Source organism: Streptomyces sp. JHA26 (genome assembly GCF_002005565.1).
Classification (GTDB): domain Bacteria; phylum Actinomycetota; class Actinomycetes; order Streptomycetales; family Streptomycetaceae; genus Streptomyces.
The window spans coordinates 1-18,914 of record NZ_BDJC01000089.1 but is presented as its reverse complement, the minus strand read 5'-3'; the positions used below and the strand labels follow the sequence as shown (position 1 = coordinate 18,914).

The 18,914-nt window shown below is 72.2% G+C and carries 18 protein-coding genes; 8 read left to right on the top strand and 10 right to left on the bottom strand.

Annotation, left to right across the window (positions count from 1 at the left end; genetic code table 11):
* Window positions 1–228: 228 nt before the first annotated feature.
* On the bottom strand, window positions 229–717 hold the full coding sequence (locus JHAT_RS31900) for a carboxymuconolactone decarboxylase family protein (protein WP_077801770.1): 489 nt from the start codon (window positions 715–717) through the stop codon (window positions 229–231).
* Between the two features lie 130 nt (window positions 718–847).
* Between JHAT_RS31900 and JHAT_RS31895 the strand changes: the two genes are divergently transcribed.
* On the top strand, window positions 848–1,843 hold the full coding sequence (locus JHAT_RS31895; RefSeq protein ID WP_077801769.1) for an RNA polymerase sigma-70 factor: 996 nt from the start codon (window positions 848–850) through the stop codon (window positions 1,841–1,843).
* Between the two features lie 85 nt (window positions 1,844–1,928).
* Window positions 1,929–2,546: a TOPRIM nucleotidyl transferase/hydrolase domain-containing protein gene (locus tag JHAT_RS31890; protein ID WP_077801768.1), complete on the top strand. Its 618-nt coding sequence runs from the start codon at window positions 1,929–1,931 to the stop codon at window positions 2,544–2,546.
* A gap of 26 nt (window positions 2,547–2,572) precedes the next feature.
* Here the strand turns inward: JHAT_RS31890 and JHAT_RS31885 are convergent, their stop codons facing one another.
* Genes JHAT_RS31885 through JHAT_RS31875 form a run of 3 tightly spaced genes read right to left on the bottom strand, consistent with a single transcriptional unit; the run spans window position 2,573 to window position 3,598 of the window.
* On the bottom strand, window positions 2,573–3,061 hold the full coding sequence (locus JHAT_RS31885; protein ID WP_077801767.1) for a hypothetical protein: 489 nt from the start codon (window positions 3,059–3,061) through the stop codon (window positions 2,573–2,575).
* Between the two features lie 4 nt (window positions 3,062–3,065).
* Window positions 3,066–3,266: an SCO3870 family protein gene (locus JHAT_RS31880; RefSeq protein WP_077801766.1), complete on the bottom strand. Its 201-nt coding sequence runs from the start codon at window positions 3,264–3,266 to the stop codon at window positions 3,066–3,068.
* On the bottom strand, window positions 3,263–3,598 hold the full coding sequence (locus JHAT_RS31875; RefSeq protein WP_253195675.1) for a hypothetical protein: 336 nt from the start codon (window positions 3,596–3,598) through the stop codon (window positions 3,263–3,265). The genes JHAT_RS31880 and JHAT_RS31875 overlap by 4 nt, the downstream gene beginning before the upstream one ends.
* Here JHAT_RS31875 and JHAT_RS31870 point away from each other — a divergent pair.
* A complete protein-coding gene (locus tag JHAT_RS31870) occupies window positions 3,586–4,161 on the top strand; it encodes a hypothetical protein (protein WP_171991160.1) in 576 nt (191 codons plus the stop codon). The genes JHAT_RS31875 and JHAT_RS31870 overlap by 13 nt on opposite strands.
* Before the next feature lie 20 nt (window positions 4,162–4,181).
* Here the strand turns inward: JHAT_RS31870 and JHAT_RS31865 are convergent, their stop codons facing one another.
* Window positions 4,182–4,754, bottom strand: coding sequence for a Uma2 family endonuclease (locus tag JHAT_RS31865; RefSeq protein ID WP_171991159.1), 573 nt, complete (start codon window positions 4,752–4,754; stop codon window positions 4,182–4,184).
* A 68-nt stretch (window positions 4,755–4,822) separates the two neighbouring features.
* Here JHAT_RS31865 and JHAT_RS31860 point away from each other — a divergent pair, with 68 nt between their 5' ends.
* On the top strand, window positions 4,823–7,081 hold the full coding sequence (locus JHAT_RS31860; protein ID WP_077801763.1) for an ATP-dependent RecD-like DNA helicase: 2,259 nt from the start codon (window positions 4,823–4,825) through the stop codon (window positions 7,079–7,081).
* 244 nt (window positions 7,082–7,325) lie between these two features.
* Window positions 7,326–8,624, top strand: a complete 1,299-nt coding sequence (locus JHAT_RS31850; RefSeq protein WP_077801762.1) for a citrate synthase — start codon at window positions 7,326–7,328, stop codon at window positions 8,622–8,624.
* 617 nt (window positions 8,625–9,241) lie between these two features.
* Here JHAT_RS31850 and JHAT_RS31845 read toward each other — a convergent pair.
* Window positions 9,242–11,497, bottom strand: coding sequence for a heavy metal translocating P-type ATPase (locus JHAT_RS31845; protein ID WP_077801761.1), 2,256 nt, complete (start codon window positions 11,495–11,497; stop codon window positions 9,242–9,244).
* A gap of 114 nt (window positions 11,498–11,611) precedes the next feature.
* Window positions 11,612–11,851, bottom strand: a complete 240-nt coding sequence (locus tag JHAT_RS31840; protein WP_077801760.1) for a heavy-metal-associated domain-containing protein — start codon at window positions 11,849–11,851, stop codon at window positions 11,612–11,614.
* Window positions 11,852–12,073: 222 nt separating this feature from the next.
* On the opposite strand from JHAT_RS31840, the gene JHAT_RS31835 reads away from it, so the two are divergent.
* Complete coding sequence (locus JHAT_RS31835) at window positions 12,074–13,111, top strand: zinc-dependent alcohol dehydrogenase family protein (protein ID WP_077801759.1); 1,038 nt, start codon at window positions 12,074–12,076, stop codon at window positions 13,109–13,111.
* On the opposite strand, the gene JHAT_RS31830 is transcribed toward JHAT_RS31835, so the two are convergent.
* Entirely contained in the window at window positions 13,098–13,682 is a 585-nt protein-coding gene (locus JHAT_RS31830; protein WP_171991157.1) for a GNAT family N-acetyltransferase, read from the bottom strand. The genes JHAT_RS31835 and JHAT_RS31830 overlap by 14 nt on opposite strands.
* A 50-nt stretch (window positions 13,683–13,732) precedes the next feature.
* Window positions 13,733–13,924: an AlpA family transcriptional regulator gene (locus JHAT_RS34840; RefSeq protein ID WP_077801771.1), complete on the bottom strand. Its 192-nt coding sequence runs from the start codon at window positions 13,922–13,924 to the stop codon at window positions 13,733–13,735.
* A 727-nt stretch (window positions 13,925–14,651) separates the two neighbouring features.
* Between JHAT_RS34840 and mmsA the strand changes: the two genes are divergently transcribed.
* Window positions 14,652–16,154: a CoA-acylating methylmalonate-semialdehyde dehydrogenase gene (mmsA, locus tag JHAT_RS31815; RefSeq protein ID WP_077801757.1), complete on the top strand. Its 1,503-nt coding sequence runs from the start codon at window positions 14,652–14,654 to the stop codon at window positions 16,152–16,154.
* Between the two features lie 93 nt (window positions 16,155–16,247).
* Here mmsA and JHAT_RS31810 read toward each other — a convergent pair whose 3' ends face one another.
* Window positions 16,248–17,105 (bottom strand): hypothetical protein, encoded by an 858-nt coding sequence (locus tag JHAT_RS31810; RefSeq protein ID WP_077801756.1) that lies wholly within the window; start codon window positions 17,103–17,105, stop codon window positions 16,248–16,250.
* Window positions 17,106–17,449: 344 nt separating this feature from the next.
* Between JHAT_RS31810 and JHAT_RS31805 the strand changes: the two genes are divergently transcribed.
* Complete coding sequence (locus JHAT_RS31805; RefSeq protein ID WP_077801755.1) at window positions 17,450–18,886, top strand: APC family permease; 1,437 nt, start codon at window positions 17,450–17,452, stop codon at window positions 18,884–18,886.
* Window positions 18,887–18,914 lie beyond the last annotated feature (28 nt).

The window sequence follows — 18,914 nt, the reverse complement described above, 5'->3', positions numbered from 1 at the left end:
AAGCCCGCCCGGCGTGCAGGCGAGGCGCCGACGCGCCCCTCATGCCGGGCGACGGGATGACCCGCCCCGGGGAACGGCGTGCCTAGGCCACCCGTTTCTTCCGGGCCGCTCGCTCGCTTCTCCCTCGCGGAGGCACGACCCTGGCAAGGAAGCGAGTGGCCCCACGGCCACTTCCAAGCCGCCCTCGCCGCCACGCGCCACGCGCCACACGCCCAGAAAAACGCCTGCTCAGCCCTCGACAGCCGCCTTGAACATCCCCGCCTCGTACGCCCCACCCTTCTGGTGCGTGATCACGGCAAGCCGGTTGGCCGCGTTGATCAGGGCGACCTGGCAGACCAGCGCGGCGACCTGGTCGTCGTCGTAGTGCTTGCGCACCAGCTCCCACGTCTCGTCGGACACGCCCTCGTGCGCGTCGGCGAGCCGGGTGCCCTCCTCGGCGAGGGCCAGCGCCGCCTGCTCGGCCTCGGTGAACACGGTGGACTCGCGCCAGGCGGCGACCAGGTGCAGCCGGACCGCGCTCTCCCCGGCCGCCGCGGCCTCCTTGACGTGCATGTCGATGCAGTGGCCGCAGCCGTTGATCTGGCTGGCCCGCAGCGACACCAGCTCCTGCGTGGCCTTCGGCAGCGTCGACTGGTGCAGCAGCACCCCAACGCCCGCGAACCGCTTCGCGAACCTGACGCCGAACTCGTTCTCGAACAGGTTGAATCGGGAGTCCATGATCTCTTCCTCGCTCTCGGTGCCTCAGTGACGCACACAAGACGCCGGCGGCCCGCACCCTGTGACAGGGCGCGGACGTGAGGCAGGACACCACCGGCGGGTGTCACAGAACCGGGGCGAGCGGTGTCCCGTGCGCGAGACCCCGCAGGGACCGAACGAACGGGAGAAGCCGGTGACCAGCGAGAACAGCGGCCGCGAGCAGGGCGACGCGACAGAAGGCACCGCAGCCGGTGCCGACGGTGGACCCCTCGACCCCGCGACGGACGCCTTCGTCGCCCACCGCAACCTGCTCTTCACCGTCGCCTACGAGATGCTCGGCTCGGCCGCGGACGCCGAGGACGTCCTCCAGGAGACCTGGCTGAAGTGGGCGGAAGTCGACCTCGACACGGTGCGCGACCGCCGCGCGTACCTGGTCCGGATCACCACCCGCCAGGCACTGAACCGGCTGCGCACGCTCGGCCGCCGCAAGGAGTCCTACGTCGGCTCCTGGCTGCCCGAGCCACTGCTCACCACACCCGACGTGGCCGAGGACGTGGAGCTGGCCGACAGCGTGTCGACGGCGATGATGCTGGTCCTGGAGACGCTCTCGCCCACCGAGCGGGCGGTGTTCGTGCTGCGCGAGGTGTTCGAACTCGACTACGACGAGATCGCCGAGGCCGTCGACAAGAGCCTGGCCGCCGTCCGCCAGACCGTGCACCGGGCCCGCGCGCACGTCGCGGCCCGCCGCCCGCGCGGGGAGGTCTCGGCGACCGAGTCCCGCAAGGCGCTCGCGGCGTTCCAGCGGGCCGTGGAGACGGGCGACCTGCAGGGGCTGCTCGACGTCCTCTCCCCGGACGTCGTCCTGCTCGGCGACGGCGGCGGCATCAAGCAGGCCGTCCTGCGGCCCGTCATCGGCGCCGACAAGGTGGCCCGCCTCGTGCTGGGCGGCCTGGTCAAGCTGGACGTGGAGGTACGGATGGACCCGGCCCAGGTCAACGGGCATCCGGCCCTGATCATCCGGCTCGACGGCGAACTCGACACCGTCGTGACGGTGCGCTTCGACGACGGCCGCATCACGGGGCTCTACGCGGTGCGCAACCCGGAGAAGCTCACGCAGATGGGGCGCCCGACCACCCTGCACCGCTGAGCGGCGCAGGCCGCCGCAGTCCGCCCCGCCCCGCCCCGCCGAAATCCACTACCGCGACGGTGCACACGGGCGGGACACTGGCCCCATGACGACCATGGGGGCGTTTCGTGACGCGGTCACCGCGTGGGCGGCCGGCGGCCCCGGCGGTCCGGCGCAGGACCTGGCCGACCAGCTGTTCATCCACACCGCCGTCCTCCTCGAAGGACCGAGCGACGCGGCGGCCGTCGACGCGATGGCCGCGCGGCACGGCCGGGACCTGGCCGCGGAGGGCGTCTGTGTCCTCCCGATGGGCGGCGCCATGAGCGTCGGCCGCTTCGCCGAGGTCCTCGGCCCCTCCGCTCTGGACCTGCGCCTCGTGGGCCTGTGCGACGAGCGGGAGCAGGACTTCTACGTCCGGGCCCTGGCCCGCGCCGACGCCGCCCCACAGGGCCTGTTCGTCTGCGCGGCGGACCTGGAGGACGAGCTGATCCGCGCGCTGGGCGTGAGCACGGTGACGGAACTCGTCGAGACGGAGGGCGAGTCACGCCGCCTGCAGACCTTCCTCCAGCAGCCCGCCCAGCAGGGCCGCGCCGCCCAGCAGCAACTCCGCCGCTTCCTGGGCACCAGGTCGGGCCGCAAGATCCACTACGGCCGCGTCCTGGTGGAGGCCCTGGACCCGACCCGCACCCCGGCGCCGCTGGAGGGCCTGTTCGCGGCACTCTGACGGCCGCGCGCGTCGCTCCGTAGGGTCTACGCGGTCCCGGAGCCCGGCGCGAGCGGCCAGGGCCGGTTCTCCCGTTGAGTCCAGTCCCACAGGGCGTCGACCCTGTGGTCCTCCCGGAACCCTTCGCCGAGCGGCCCGACCCGCTCGATCGCCTCACCGGTGCGCGGATCGTCGCGCAGCGCGAGACCGTAGGCGGCCTCCAGGCGGGTGAGCAGGTGGTCCTCGTCCAGCAGCGCGAACAGGGCGTCGGCGACGGCGGGCGTACGGTCCCGGCAGGAGGCCAGCAGTACGGCGGCCCCGCCCCGCAGCTCGGCGTCCGGGCCCTCGGCCAGTGCGAGCAACGCCCGCACGACCGGGGCGAGGAGGTCGTCGCCCACGGCGACCCGGCAGGCGTGGAACCTGGTCGTGGCGTCCGGGTCGTGGAGGAGGGCGAGCAGCGCGTCCCTGGCCGGGGCGGTCAGCGACGCGTCCTCGTCGGGGCGGAAGAGCTCGGGAACCTGCCCGTCGCGGCACACGCCGTCAGTCCGCGTGCGGACGGCCGTCCCGCAGCCAGGTCACCATGACCAGGGCCGAGGTGATGAACATCAGGACGCTGAAGGTCGCCACGGAGTCGACGTACTGCCCGTAGCCGTCGGCATCCAGCTGCAGGGCGAGCGCACCGAGCACCGTCCCCAGTGCGGCGGTGGCGGTGGCCAGGGCGACGAACGGGCCTTTTCTCACGGGTACTTCCTCCAGGCGGCGAGACGTCGGGAACCCACCGAGGCTACAGGCGCGGGGAGTCGGCGCATCAGGCCGCTGCCGGCCCGCACCAGGGCCGGACTCCGCCCGTCCTCCTGCCCGGCCTCGGCCTCGAACGGACGTGGTGGCAGCGGCGGTTCGGGATCGGTGTCCCACGCCCCGATCCGCAAGGCCCCCGGCGGCGACCACCACACGCGCAGGGCGGCGGGGCCCTCGGTGTGCCGTACGGCGTCGGAGACCAGCTCCGTGCCGAGGAGTTCGGCGAGGTCGACGAGGCGGACGGCTCGTGTTGAATGGGCCCGTGAGCCAGACACCCGCCCTGCGCCTGCGGCAGGCGATCGCCCGGACCGAGGAGGCGACGCGGGAGCGGGCGCCCGTCGGGCGTCACCCCGACGACGCCGACGACGTGCTGGGCACCTTCGCCACGGACGGGGCCCTCGGCTTCGACCCGTTCCCCTTCCTCCGGGCGCTCCACGAGGCCGGTTCGCGGGTCGTGGTCATCGGCCAGGTCGCCGGCATCATGCACGGCTCCACCGAGCTGACCGGCGACCTCGACCTCCTGTGGGACGGCACCCCGCAGGAGGCGGACGCCCTGCGCGACGCCCTCGTCCGGTGCGGGTGCACCGACCTGCCCGACCTCCACCGGGAGCAGGTGGGGTACCGGGTCACCGGTGCCGGTGGAGACCTGTGCACCGCCGCTCTTCCCTGGGGCGACATGGACGTCATGCCCTGCCTGACCGGCGCGGAGACCGCGCACGACCCGGCGGGCTTCGCCATCCGCTACGTCGCCCTCGACGATCTGATCCGCATGCGGCGCGCCCTCGGCCGCCCCAAGGACCTCCGCCGAGCGGACGAGCTCGAGCGGCTACGGACCTGACCGGGACGCCCGCCCGACGTTCAGCCGTCCTTCCCGTACCGGCGGAACTCCGACGTCCGCACCGTCCACGGCCCGAAGGGCACCGCGTCGCCGAAGATGTACGGCTCCTTGCTGCTGTAGCGGCCCTTGCACGGCTCGGAGTGCACCTCGATCGTGCCCGTGCGCGGGTCCACGATCATGCAGTGCGGGATGCCCATGGCCGGATAGTCGGCCAGCTTCTCGTCGTAGGCGTTGCCCGGACCGGACGGCGAGACGATCTCGACGGCGGCCAGGACCTGCGCCGCGTCGACGGCGAGGCCCTCTTCGTCGAGGGCGGCCTCCGGGATGACGACGGCGTCGGGGCGACGCATGCGGCCGATCGTCGGGTGCTCGATCTGGGGGCCGTTCGCGCAGATGTAGCCCGGGTGGGTCGCGGGCACCTGTTCATCGAGCTGGTTGCGGATACGGCGGACGGTTCCCTCGCGTCGCTTCGAGGGGCGCGTCATCGCCAGTACCGGACCGGACGGCCCGATCTCGACCCGCCAGGCCCCTTCGAGCCGCTCCGCATACGCCCCGAGGTCTTCGGCGATGGCGCGCATCCTCACGTAGTCCACGCACCGATCGTACGGAGAAGCGCCCTGCCCGGCCGCCCCCTGTCACACCCCACAGGTACCGTCGGACCATGCCCAACCAGCCCGCAGCCGCCGCCCCCGGCGAACGAAGGCTCGCCGTTCTCGAAGGCGTCCTGGAACGCATCACGTACGCCAACGAGGAGAACGGCTACACGGTCGCCCGCGTCGACACCGGCCGGGGCGCCGGCGACCTGCTGACCGTCGTCGGCGCGCTGCTCGGGGCGCAGGTGGGGGAGTCGCTGCGGATGGAGGGCCGCTGGGGGTCCCACCCCCAGTACGGCAAGCAGTTCCACGTCGAGAACTACACGACCGTCCTGCCCGCCACCGTCCAGGGCATCCGGCGCTACCTCGGCTCCGGCCTCGTCAAGGGCATCGGGCCGGTCTTCGCCGACCGCATCACCCAGCACTTCGGCATCGACACCCTCACCATCATCGAGGAGGAGCCCAAGCGGCTCATCGAGGTCCCCGGCCTCGGCCCCAAGCGGACCAAGAAGATCGCCGACGCCTGGGAGGAACAGAAGGCGATCAAGGAGGTCATGCTCTTCCTCCAGACCGTCGAGGTGTCGACGTCCATCGCCGTGCGCATCTACAAGAAGTACGGCGACGCCTCCATCTCCGTCGTGAAGAACCAGCCCTACCGCCTCGCCGCCGACGTCTGGGGCATCGGCTTCCTCACCGCCGACAGGATCGCCCAGTCCGTCGGCATCCCGCACGACAGCCCGGACCGGGTGAAGGCGGGGCTCCAGTACGCGCTGTCGCAGGCCACCGACCAGGGGCACTGCTACCTCCCCGAGGAGAAGCTGATCGCCGACGCGGTCAAGCTGCTCCAGGTGGACACCGGGCTCGTCATCGAGTGCCTCGGCGAGCTGGCCGCCGAGCCGGAGGCGGACGGCGAGGACCCCGGCGTCGTACGCGAGAAGGTCCCCGATCCGGAGGGCGGCGACCCCGTCACCGCCGTCTACCTGGTCCCCTTCCACCGCGCCGAGCTGTCCCTCGCCTCCCAGCTGCGGCGCCTCCTGCGCACCGACGAGGACCGGATGCCCGCCTTCCGGGACGTGGCCTGGGACAAGGCGCTCGGCTGGCTGAAGGGCCGCACCGGCGCCGACCTCGCCCCCGAGCAGGAGGCCGCCGTCAAGCTGGCGCTGACCGAGAAGGTCGCCGTCCTCACCGGCGGCCCCGGCTGCGGCAAGTCCTTCACGGTCAGGTCGATCGTGGAGCTGGCCCGCGCCAAGAAGGCCAAGGTCGTCCTCGCCGCCCCGACCGGCCGCGCCGCCAAGCGCCTCGCCGAGCTGACCGGCGCCGAGGCGTCGACCGTGCACCGCCTGCTGGAGCTCAAGCCGGGCGGTGACGCCGCCTACGACCGGGACCGCCCCCTCGACGCCGACCTCGTCGTGGTCGACGAGGCGTCCATGCTGGACCTCCTCCTCGCCAACAAGCTCGTCAAGGCGGTGCCCCCGGGCGCCCACCTGCTCTTCGTCGGGGACGTCGACCAGCTGCCCAGCGTCGGTGCCGGGGAGGTCCTGCGCGACCTGCTCGCCGACGGCAGCCCCGTCCCCGCCGTCCGCCTCACCCGCGTCTTCCGCCAGGCCCAGCAGTCCGGCGTGGTGACCAACGCGCACCGGATCAACGCCGGGCAGCACCCCGTCACCGACGGCATGAAGGACTTCTTCCTCTTCGTGGAGGACGACACCGAGGAGGCGGGACGGCTCACCGTGGACGTGGCCGCGCGCCGCATCCCCGCGAAGTTCGGGCTCGACCCGCGCCGCGACGTGCAGGTCCTCGCGCCCATGCACCGGGGCCCGGCCGGCGCCGGCGCGCTGAACGGGCTGCTCCAGCAGGCCGTCACCCCGAGCCGCCCCGACGTGCCGGAGAAGCGCTTCGGCGGGCGCGTCTTCCGCGTCGGCGACAAGGTCACCCAGATCCGCAACAACTACGAGAAGGGCGAGAACGGCGTCTTCAACGGCACCGTGGGCGTGGTCACCTCGCTCGACCCGGTGGAGCAGCGCCTCACCGTCCTGACGGACGAGGACGAGGAGGTCCCGTACGAGTTCGACGAACTGGACGAGCTGGCCCACGCCTACGCCGTGACCATCCACCGCTCCCAGGGCAGCGAGTACCCGGCGGTGGTGATCCCCGTGACCACCGGCGCCTGGATGATGCTCCAGCGGAACCTGCTCTACACGGCGGTCACCCGGGCCAAGAAGCTGGTCGTCCTCGTCGGCTCGCGCAAGGCGATCGGACAGGCGGTGCGCACGGTCTCCGCCGGGCGGCGCTGCACGGCGCTCGACTTCCGGCTCGCGGGCTCCTGAGACGCAGGCCTTGCGGTGAAACCGCCGGCCCCTGTGGAAAAAAATGATCGATCAAATGAGTCGCGAAGGTCACAGAGCACTTCCGCAACCACGGCAGAAGGGGCAGGATGGGCAAGTTGGCGGCACTCAGTGCCGCCAATAGGCCCGATGGTCGACCCCGAGTGCACTCTCCTGAGCCAAGTGGGGGATGGTAGAGACAGTCAGGGCACCTCGAAGATGAGGCACTACGTCGGTGAGGGAAGACGTGAGCGAGCACACCAACAACTCGGTAGTACTGCGGTACGGCGACGGCGAGTACACCTACCCGGTGATCGACAGCACCGTCGGTGACAAGGGCTTCGACATCGGGAAGCTCCGCGCCCAGACCGGTCTGGTGACGCTGGACAGTGGTTACGGCAACACCGCCGCCTACAAATCCGCCATTACGTACCTGGACGGCGAGGCGGGCATCCTCCGGTACCGCGGCTACCCGATCGAGCAGCTGGCGGAACGCTCTTCCTTCGTGGAGGTCGCCTACCTGCTGATCAACGGCGAGCTGCCCACCGTCGACCAGCTGGCCGCGTTCAAGGGCGAGATCACGCAGCACACCCTGCTGCACGAGGACGTCAAGAACTTCTACAAGGGCTTCCCGCGCGACGCCCACCCGATGGCCATGCTGTCCTCGGTCGTCTCCGCGCTGTCCACGTTCTACCAGGACAGCCACAACCCGTTCGACGAGCGCCAGCGCAACCTCTCCACGATCCGGCTGCTCGCCAAGCTTCCGACGATCGCGGCCTACGCGTACAAGAAGTCGATCGGCCACCCGTTCGTCTACCCGCGCAACGACCTCGGCTACGTCGAGAACTTCCTGCGCATGACCTTCTCGGTCCCGGCGCAGGAGTACGAGCTCGACCCGACGGTCGTCGCCGCCCTGGACAAGCTGCTGATCCTGCACGCGGACCACGAGCAGAACTGCTCGACCTCCACGGTCCGCCTGGTCGGCTCCTCGCAGGCGAACATGTTCGCCTCGATCTCCGCCGGCATCAACGCCCTGTGGGGCCCGCTGCACGGCGGCGCCAACCAGTCGGTGCTGGAGATGCTCGAGGGCATCCGCGACGCCGGCGGCGACGTCGACTCCTTCATCCGCAAGGTGAAGAACAAGGAGGACGGCGTCCGCCTGATGGGCTTCGGCCACCGGGTCTACAAGAACTTCGACCCGCGCGCCAAGATCATCAAGGCCGCCGCGCACGACGTGCTCTCCGCCCTCGGCAAGTCCGACGAGCTGCTGGACATCGCCCTGAAGCTCGAGGAGCACGCGCTCTCCGACGACTACTTCGTCTCGCGCAGCCTCTACCCGAACGTCGACTTCTACACCGGCCTGATCTACCGGGCCATGGGCTTCCCGACCGAGATGTTCACGGTCCTGTTCGCCCTCGGCCGCCTGCCGGGCTGGATCGCCCAGTGGCACGAGATGATCAAGGAGCCGGGTTCCCGCATCGGCCGCCCGCGCCAGATCTACACGGGCGTCGTCGAGCGCGACTTCGTCCCGGTCGAGGAGCGCTGACACCCGCCGGTGCCGGCGCCGTGCGCCTGAGAGTTCGTCGCTGAGGGGTGTGGGCGACCGCGGGCCGTCCGACGGCCGGTCACGCGGTTCCCCCACGCCCCTTCGGGCGTGTCGGACAACCGCAGAAAAAAGAAGGCGCCCCGGCGTCGGTCCCCCCACGGGCCGACGACCAGGGCGCCTTCCCATGTCCCGGTGCGGATTCCCCCCACGGGATCCGGCCGGGCGTCTGTGAGGACAGCGCCTGAATCGCTGTGAACGTGCTGCATCCGTACTGCGGCCTGCCGGGACAGCGCACGCCCGGGAGGGCCGCTCAAAGCTTCCCGGTGTACGTGTCCCGGCGACGCATCTCTGGGAAAGTCCCCCAAGACATCCCCAGATGTCAGGTGGCGCCCCCCAAGACGCTGCCTGACATCGCCAACTTAGACCCTCGAACCCCTTCGATGGTTACGTTCACTTCACTGTGATCTGCGTCTCTTGCATGTGTCCGTTAACCACGCAAGAGCCCCGGCATGTCGAACGGGACCCCAGCGTAAGGAAGATGCGCGAGCCTTGTGAAGAGCTTATGTGAGGGACGTGCCGGACTCCAGAGGCACTTCGCCACACTTCACCCGCGGATCTCAGCGAAACGTGCGCAGCCTGAGACTGTTGGTGACGACGAACACCGACGAGAACGCCATCGCCGCGCCCGCGATCATCGGGTTCAGCAGCCCCGCGGCGGCCAGCGGCAGCGCGGCCACGTTGTAGCCGAAGGCCCACACGAGATTGCCCTTGATCGTCGACAGGGTCCGCCGGGACAGCCGGATCGCGTCCGCCGCCACCCGCAGGTCCCCGCGCACCAGCGTCAGGTCGCCCGCCTCGATCGCCGCGTCCGTCCCCGTGCCCATCGCCAGGCCCAGATCGGCGGTGGCGAGCGCGGCGGCGTCGTTGACGCCGTCCCCGACCATGGCGACCGTACGGCCCTCGGCCTGCAACCGCCGGACCACGTCGACCTTCTCCTCGGGCAGGACCTCCGCGATCACCTCGTCGATGCCGACGGTCCGGGCGACCGACTCGGCGACCCGCCGGTTGTCGCCGGTCAGCAGCACGGGCGCGAGGCCCAGCCGACGCAGCCCGGCCACCGCCTCGGCGCTGGTCTCCTTCACGGCGTCCGCGACGGCGACGACACCCCGTGCCACCCCGTCCCAGCCGACCACGACGGCCGTGCGGCCCTCCCTCTCGGCCTCCTCCTTGGCGCGGGCCACCCCGTCGGGCAGGTCGTCGTAGAGGCGCCCCACGGCCACCTCACGGCCCTCCACGCGCCCGCGTACGCCGCGCCCGGGGACGTTCTCGAAGTCCTCCACGTCCGGCAGCGCGCCGGCCCGCTCCTCGGCGCCGGCCGCGACCGCGCGGGCCACCGGGTGCTCGGAGGCGTGCTCGACCGCGCCCGCCAGCCGCAGCAGCTGCTTCTCGTCGGTGCCCTCGGCGGCGTACACCTCGTGCAGGGTCATGCGGCCGGTGGTGACGGTGCCGGTCTTGTCCAGGACGACCGTGTCGACGCGCCGCGTGGACTCCAGCACCTCCGGGCCCTTGATCAGGATGCCGAGCTGGGCGCCGCGCCCCGTACCGACCAGCAGCGCGGTCGGAGTGGCGAGACCGAGCGCGCACGGGCACGCGATGATCAGCACGGCGACGGCCGCGGTGAACGCGGCGACCGTGTCCCCGGTGGTGCCCAGCCACCCCCCGAAGGTGCCGGCCGCGATCAGCAGCACGACGGGCACGAAGACGCCGGAGATCCGGTCGGCGAGCCGCTGCACCTCGGCCTTGCCGTTCTGCGCGTCCTCCACCAGCCTCGCCATCCGCGCGAGCTGCGTGTCGGCGCCGACCCGGGTGGCCTCGACCACCAGCCGGCCCCCGGCGTTGACGGTGGCGCCGGTGACGGTGTCGCCGACGGTCACGTCCACCGGCACCGACTCGCCGGTCAGCAGGGAGGCGTCCACGGCGCCGGCGCCCTCGGTCACGGTGCCGTCGGTGGCGATCTTCTCGCCGGGCCGGACGACGAACCGGTCGCCGACCGCCAGCCGGGACACGGGCACGCGCACCTCCCGGCCGTCGCGCAGCACGGCCACGTCCTTGGCGCCCAGCTCCATCAGCGCCCGCAGCGCGGCGCCGGCGCGGCGCTTGGAACGGGCCTCCAGCCAGCGGCCGAGGAGCAGGAAGGCGGTGACCCCGGCGGCGGCCTCCAGGTAGATGGCGGAGGCGCCGTCGGCGCGGGAGACGGTGAGGTCGAAGCCGTGCCGCATGCCCGGCATGCCCGCGTCCCCGAAGAACAGCGCCCACAGCGACCAGCCGAACGCGGCCAGCGTGCCGAGCGAGACCAGCGTGTCCATGGTGGCCGCGCCGTGCCGGAGGTTGGTCCAGGCGGCGCGGTGGAAGGGCAGCCCGCCCCAGACGACGACGGGGGCGGCCAGGGTGAGCGAGAGCCACTGCCAGTTGTCGAACTGGAGCACCGGGACCATCGCGAGCAGGACGACGGGGGCGGCCAGGACGACCGAGACGACGAGGCGCCGGCGCAGGGCCGACAGCTCGGGGTCGTCCTCCGGCCCGTCCCGCCCCGGCTCGTCCCCGGTGGTGGGTTCCGGCGGCGGCGCGGGCTCCTCGGCGGTGTAACCGGTCCTGACGACGGTGGCGACGAGGTCGGCGACGGGGGTGGTCGCCGGATAGGTGATCCGGGCCTTCTCCGTCGCGTAGTTCACCGTGGCGCTCACGCCGTCCATGCGGTTGAGCTTCTTCTCGACGCGGGCCGCGCAGGAGGCACAGGTCATCCCGCCGATGAGCAGCTCGACCTCGGCGAGGTCCGGCTCGGCGGCCGTGGGTGTGTCCGCGGTGGTGGTCATGTCCGGGCTCCAGAAGGGCCGACCGGACCGGGCACGGGCGGCCCGTGAGCCGGTGCGGGCGGCCCGGTCGGCGGGGCTGTGGATGCTGCTGGGGGTGTGAGGGGGCGGTGGTGCTCAGGCCCTGCCGACGAGCTCGAAGCCCGCCTCGTCCACGGCGGCGCGCACCGCCTCGTCGTCGAGCGGGGCCTCGGAGACGACGGTGACCTCCCCGGTCGCGGCGACGGCCTGCACCGAGCCGACGCCGGGGATCTCCGAGATCTCGCCGGAGACGGCCCCCTCGCAGTGTCCGCAGCTCATGCCGCTCACCTTGTAGACGGTGGTGACGGAACCCTGGGTGTCGGTCTGGGCGCTCATGTCGTACTCCTCGTCGGGTCGTGCGGGGGCCGGGCACCCGTGAGTGGGCGGGCACCCGCGAGTACCGTGGTCCAGCGGTGGACCACGCACTCCCCACTGTACCCCCAGGGGGTATGAATATCGCTCAGGCTTCCGTCGGTCGGCGGGACGGCCGGGGACGCGGGGCGCGGCGGACGCGGAAGTCGCGGCGGTACACACGAGAGACGGAAGTGGGGACGGCGGATGCGCGCGGTCGTGTTCGAGAGGTTCGGGGAACCGGCCGGGGTGCGGGAGGTGGACGATCCGAAGCCCGCGCCGCACGGGGTGGTGGTCCGCGTCGAGGCCACCGGGCTGTGCCGCAGCGACTGGCACGGCTGGCAGGGCCACGACCCGGACATCACGCTGCCGCACGTGCCCGGCCACGAACTCGCCGGTGTCGTCGAGGCGACCGGGGACCTGGTGACGGGATGGCGGCCCGGCTACCGGGTCACCGTGCCCTTCGTCTGCGCCTGCGGGAGCTGCGCCGCCTGCGCGGCGGGCGACCGGCAGGTGTGCGAACGCCAGACCCAGCCCGGCTTCACCCACTGGGGGTCCTTCGCCCAGTACGTGGCGCTCGACCACGCCGACGTCAACCTCGTCGCCGTCCCCGAGGACATGTCGTACGCGACGGCCGCCTCCCTCGGCTGCCGGTTCGCCACCGCGTTCCGGGCCGTGGTGCAGCAGGGCCGGGTCGCGGCGGGGGAGTGGGTCGCCGTGCACGGCTGCGGCGGGGTGGGCCTGTCGGCGGTGATGATCGCCGCCGCCTCGGGCGCGCGGGTCGTCGCCGTCGACGTGTCGCCCCGGGCGCTGGAGCTGGCGCGGACGTTCGGTGCGGCCGAGTGCGTGGACGCCGGCCGGACCGGGGACACGGCGGCGGCCGTCCGCGACCTCACCGGCGGCGGCGCCCACCTCTCCCTCGACGCCCTCGGCTCGCCCGTCACCTGCGCCGCGTCCGTGAACGGCCTGCGCCGCCGCGGCCGGCACGTCCAGGTCGGACTGCTGCCCTCGCCGGACGGCACCACCCCGGTCCCGATGGCCCGCGCCGTCGCCCTCGAACTGGAACTGCTCGGCAGCCACGGCATGGCCGCGCACACCTACCCGTCGATGCTGGAACTGGTCCGCACCGGCGTGCTCCGCCCCGACCTGCTGGTGACCTCCACCATCGGGCTGGACGCCGTACCGGCCGCCCTGGAGGCGATGGGGACGGCGCCCGGCGCGGGAGTGACGGTCATCGAGCCCTGACGCCCGCCGCCTCCGGCCGGCCGCGGTGGACGGCCCACTCGTGGTCGAGGACGGCCATGAGCACCTCGTCCGTCCAGGCGCCGTCCCGCCACGCCGCCTCCCGGCGCACGCCCTCCACCGTGAAACCGGTCTTCTCGTAGACGCGCCGGGCCCGCGGGTTGTCGGCGTAGACCTCCAGCTGGACGCGGTGCAGGCCGACCTGTTCGAAGCCGTGCCCGACGATGAGCCGCGTCGCCTCGCTGCCCAGCCCGCGGCCGCGGCCCCGGGGCCCGAGCAGGGTGCGGAAGGTGCAGCTGCGGGCCGCCGGGTCCCCCTCGTACAGGACGACCTCGCCGACGAGTTCGCCGGTGGCCCGGTCGGTGACGGCCAGGTCGAGCCGGTCGGGAGCGGCGGTGCGCACGCCGTACCAGGAGCGCAGCCGGTCGAGGGTGAGCTCGGTGGCCGGCTCGAAGGTGAAGCGGACGACCTCGGGATCGTTGACGATCTCCCACATCGCGTCGGCGTCCGCCGTGGTGAACGGCCGCAGGACCGTCTTCTCGCCGGTGAGCACGGGTTTCACGGAGAAGTCCATGAACGGCACTGTGCCCCACGCGGCCGTGGGGCACGGAACGGTTTTCCGTCCTACCGACCCCGGTTGCGGGGCCGGGACGCCACCCAGGCCCGGACCGTGTCGGCGTACCAGTAGGGCTTTCCGCCCTCCACGTGGTCGGGCGGGGGCAGCAGACCGTGCTTGCGGTACGAGCGCACGGTGTCCGGCTGGACCCGGATGTGGGCCGCGATGTCCTTGTAGGACCAGAGCCTTCGGTCGGTCACGGAACGCACCTCCCCGCGCGCACCGCGGCGGCGACCGGGGACGGCCGCCGGGGGGAGCCGGGTGCTGCGCTGGCGATCACCAAGCCTGTTCCGGGTGAACGACGCCCGGTGACCGATGGTCAGGCCCCGTTCCCGGGTGTGACCGAGGGGTCGCGCGCTCGTGACACCTGTGACACGGAGGTGATGTTCGTGACACGAGTGCCACAAAGGCGTCTCCCGGACTCCGGGTGCGGAGGTTGACTTCGGGGGCGGCGGACCGCCGTGCGCGCGGACGACCCGCCACCCGGGGCATGTCGTCCGAATGTCCGGACAAAACATTGACACGTTCCGTGCGCGGGGCTAGAAACCGGGGAGGACCCCAGGCCGGGTACGGAGGGAACGCGATGGCGCACGACCCGATCACCGGGGGCGGTGGTCCGCTCCCGCCGTCGCCGCCCCCACGAAACGCCTCCGGCGCGGAGAGGCCGCTTCGCCCTGGCAGGAGCGAAGGGCGCGCGACGACTCCCCGCCCGCCTCGGCCCCGCGCCGGAGGTTTTGCCGTACCGCCCCACGTGTCCACTCGGACACCCGAACCGCAGACACAGTGTCGGGCGCGCGAGCGGGCGCCCGGCTGCTGGGATGGAGCCATGGCCGTGACCGCGACCCGACCGTCGCCGGCAGCGGCCCGTGAGCTGGACGAACGGCACGCTACGACCCGTCGCCGCCAACTGCGAAGGAGTTCTCGGTCATGACGAACACCGTCAACCACTGGATCGGCGGCAAGACCGTCGAAGGCGCCTCGGGCACGTACGGGCCGGTGACGAACCCGGCGACCGGCGAGGTCACCACCAAGGTGGCCTTCGCCTCCGTCGACGAGGTGGACGCCGCGGTCGCCGCGGCCAAGGAGGCGTACCCGGCCTGGGGCCAGTCCTCGCTGGCGCAGCGGACCTCGATCCTCTTCCGGTTCCGGGCGCTGCTGGACGCCCACCGCGACGAGATCGCCGACCTGATCACCGCCGAGCACGGCAAGGTGCACTCCGACGCCCTCGGCGAGGTCGCGCGCGGCCTGGAGATCGTCGACCTGGCCTGCGGCATCACCGTGCAGCTCAAGGGCGAGCTGTCGACGCAGGTCGCCACCCGCGTCGACGTGGCCTCGATCCGGCAGCCGCTCGGCGTCGTCGCGGGCATCACGCCGTTCAACTTCCCGGCGATGGTGCCGATGTGGATGTTCCCGATCGCCATCGCGTGCGGCAACACCTTCGTGCTCAAGCCGAGCGAGAAGGACCCGTCGGCCGCCGTGCGGCTCGCCGAGCTGCTCTCCGAGGCCGGGCTGCCCGACGGCGTCTTCAACGTCGTGCACGGCGACAAGGTGGCCGTGGACCGCCTGCTGGAGCACCCGGACGTCAAGGCGGTCTCCTTCGTCGGCTCCACCCCGATCGCCCGCTACATCCACACCACCGCCTCGGCCCACGGCAAGCGCGTCCAGGCCCTGGGCGGCGCCAAGAACCACATGCTGGTGCTGCCCGACGCCGACCTCGACGCGGCGGCCGACGCGGCCGTCTCCGCGGCCTACGGCTCGGCCGGCGAGCGCTGCATGGCGATCTCCGCGGTCGTCGCGGTCGGCGCGATCGGCGACGAACTGGTCGAGAAGATCCGCGAGCGCGCCGAGAAGATCACGATCGGCCCCGGCGACGACCCGGCGTCCGAGATGGGCCCGCTGATCACCGAGGCGCACCGCGACAAGGTGGCCTCCTACGTCCGGGGCGCGGCGGCCGAGGGCTGCGAGGTCGTCCTCGACGGCACCGGCCACACCGTCGACGGCTACGAGGGCGGCCACTGGATCGGCCTGTCCCTGCTGGACCGGGTGCCGACCACCGCGAAGGCCTACCAGGACGAGATCTTCGGCCCCGTCCTGTGCGTGCTGCGCGCCGAGACGTACGAGGAGGGCCTGGCCCTCATCAACGCCTCGCCGTTCGGCAACGGCACCGCGATCTTCACCCGGGACGGCGGCGCGGCCCGCCGCTTCCAGCTGGAGGTCGAGGCCGGCATGGTCGGCGTGAACGTCCCGATCCCGGTCCCCGTCGGCTACCACTCCTTCGGCGGCTGGAAGGACTCGCTCTTCGGCGACCACCACGTCTACGGCAACGACGGCACGCACTTCTACACCCGCGGCAAGGTCGTCACCACCCGCTGGCCGGACCCGGCCGACGCCCTGGCGGGCGTGGACCTGGGCTTCCCCCGCAACCACTGAGGCGAAGCCCCGGAGGAACACGCGGTGCCCCGTCCCACCCGTGCGGGACGGGGCACCGCGGTGCCCGTGCGACGGGGCGCCGTCGCGTCCGGCTCAGCCCTGCTGCTGTGCCTTCACCTCGTCGGTGAGGTCGCCGGTCTGGTCGGCGGGCGGGGCCACGATCTCCTTGGTGGCGCCGAACTTGTCGAAGTCCATGGTGACCGTCATGGAGCCGAACTCCTGCTTCAGGCGCACCGGCAGGTCCTTGTCGCCCACCCAGATGTCCATGGTGATCGAGCCGTCGCCCGCACCGGAGTTGAGCAGGCTGTCCTCGCTGCCGTAGGCCTCCTTGAACTTGCCCAGGTCCTTCTCGTCGAGGACGGCCCGGTAGTGGGTCGCGGACTTGCCGTTGACCGTCTCCGTACCGAGGTCGTCGACGTCGCTCGCGTACTTGAGGCCCTTCATGGAGTCCGCCGGGCTGCCGGCCCCGGCGCCCCCGCTGAACGCGGCGGCACCGGACTCGCCGAACACGGCCGACCCGTCGATCTTCATCCACTCCTTGCCCTGGAGCGGGCCGGAGGGCTGCGGGTCGATGTCGTAGTAGTAGGCGCCGTCCACGAACAGCGTGCGCACCGTCGGGGAGTCCGTGAGCGCCTGCATCTGCGCGGCCTTCGTGTCCATCTCGACGTCCAGCGCGTAGCCGTCGCCCCAGGAGTACGTGCCGTCCATGGCGATGGGCTCGCCCGTGCCCAGGTCGGTCGTCGTCCGGACCTCCGCGGAGCCCAGCTCCTCGGTGCGGTCGGTGGCCCGGGTGAGGGCCGCCATGATCGTGTCCGCCTTCTCCACGGCCTTCGTCGCCGTCTTGTCCGCGGTCTTCGCGGCGTCCTCGACGCCGTCCGAACCGCACGCGGACGTCGCCACGACCGTCGCCGCCGTCAGCCCCACCCAGGCCGCCGTGTACCTCAGCTTCATGAGTCCCCACCCGTCGCCGTGATCCTGTGATTCACCTGTGTCCAGGACTGTACCGGGCCCCTCCGACAGCGTCCGGATGCCGGAAGGCGTCACGTTTTTTCACCGGCCCGACTACGGTTCCCGCACGCCTCAACCGGGCCGCGTTCGACGGCCTCCGGTGCGCTTTACCGCTGCCGCGCCGCCTCAAGGCAACGGATTCCGTATGTGAACACCCATTGACGTGCCGGTTTTCGTCGGGGTTCCATCATGCGCCGGGAGCGGACGAGAACCACGTACGACCAAGCCGCCGGAGGCGATAGCGCTCCCGCCCGAACCCCACAGCACGAGTCGATCGGAACCGTTCCATGACCGACACGCTCCGCCCCGCCCAGACCGCCGCCGCAGCGCCCCCGGACCGGCCGGACCACCCGGAGTCCCGGACGCTCAAACGGTCCATCGGGGTCGTCGGCGGCACTCTCCTGACGCTCTCGTGCGTGACCCCCGCCTCCACGCTGTTCGTGGTCGTGCCCGACCTGTTCGGCACGCTCGGCACCGCCACCGCCCTGACGATCGCCATCGGCTCCCTCCTCTGCGTCGCCGTGGCGTTCTGCTACTCGGAGCTGGGCACCATGATCCCCAGCGCGGGCGGCGAGTACGCCATGGTGTCGACCATGGCCGGGCGGCTGGCGGGCTGGCTGGTCTTCGTGCTGTCCCTGCTGGTCGTCATGATCGTCCCGCCGGTGATCGCGATGGGCACGGCCGACTACCTCGAACCGGTCGTGCACCTCGACCCGTCGGTCGCCGGCGCCGGCGTCATGGTGCTCGCCACCCTGGCCGGCCTGCTCGACCTGCGCGCCAACGCCTGGATCACCGGTGTCTTCCTGGTCCTGGAGGTCATCGCCGCGGCCGTCGTCGCGGTGCTGGGCTTCGCCCACGGCGAGCGCGGCCTCGGCAGCCTCGCCTCGATGGAGGTGGCCGGCGCCGACGGCCACGCGGACGCCGTGACCGCCATGCTGGTCGTCTCCGGCCTCGCCATCGCCCTGTTCATCACGCAGGGCTTCTCCACCGCCGTCTACCTCTCCGAGGAGCTGGAGAACCCGCGCCGCAACGTCGCCCGCACGGTGCTCGCCACCCTCGCCATCTCCACGGTGATCATCCTGGTCCCGGTCGTCGCCATCACCCTGGGCGCCTCCGACCTCGCCGAGCTGACCGGCGGCGACATCGGCTCCATGGTCACCGCCTGGTCCGACTCGGCCGTCGGCACCTTCGTCAGCCTCTGCGTGGCCCTCGCCATCATCAACGCCGGCATCGTGATGGTCATCCAGAACTCGCGCGTGCTGTTCGCCTCCGCCCGCGACAAGGCGTGGCCCGCACCGGTGAACCGCCTCTTCGCCGAGCTCGGCCGGTTCGGCTCCCCCTGGGTCTCCACCCTCGCGGTCGGCGTGCCCGGCGCGGTGCTCTGCTTCGTCGACCTCGACACCCTGTACGGCGTCACCGGCGTCTCGGTGACCGGCATGTACCTGCTGGTCGCGATCGCCGCCCTGCTGTGCCGGCGCGGCGACCACCGGCACACGCAGGCCTGGCGCATGCCCCTGTGGCCCGCCGTGCCCGTCCTGCTGATCGTGGTCCTCGCCTACATCCTGACCCAGCAGGAGACCAGCCACCTGCTGTGGACCGGCGGCATCACCGCCGTCGCCACCCTGTACTGGGCCCTTTACCTGCGCCCGCGCCGCGCCACCCGCTGGCTGGTGACCCTCCCGGAGGACGCCCGCGACGACGCCCGGGAGCCCGCCGGGGCGTGAGCCCGGCCGCCCCGCCGCCTACCGCGTC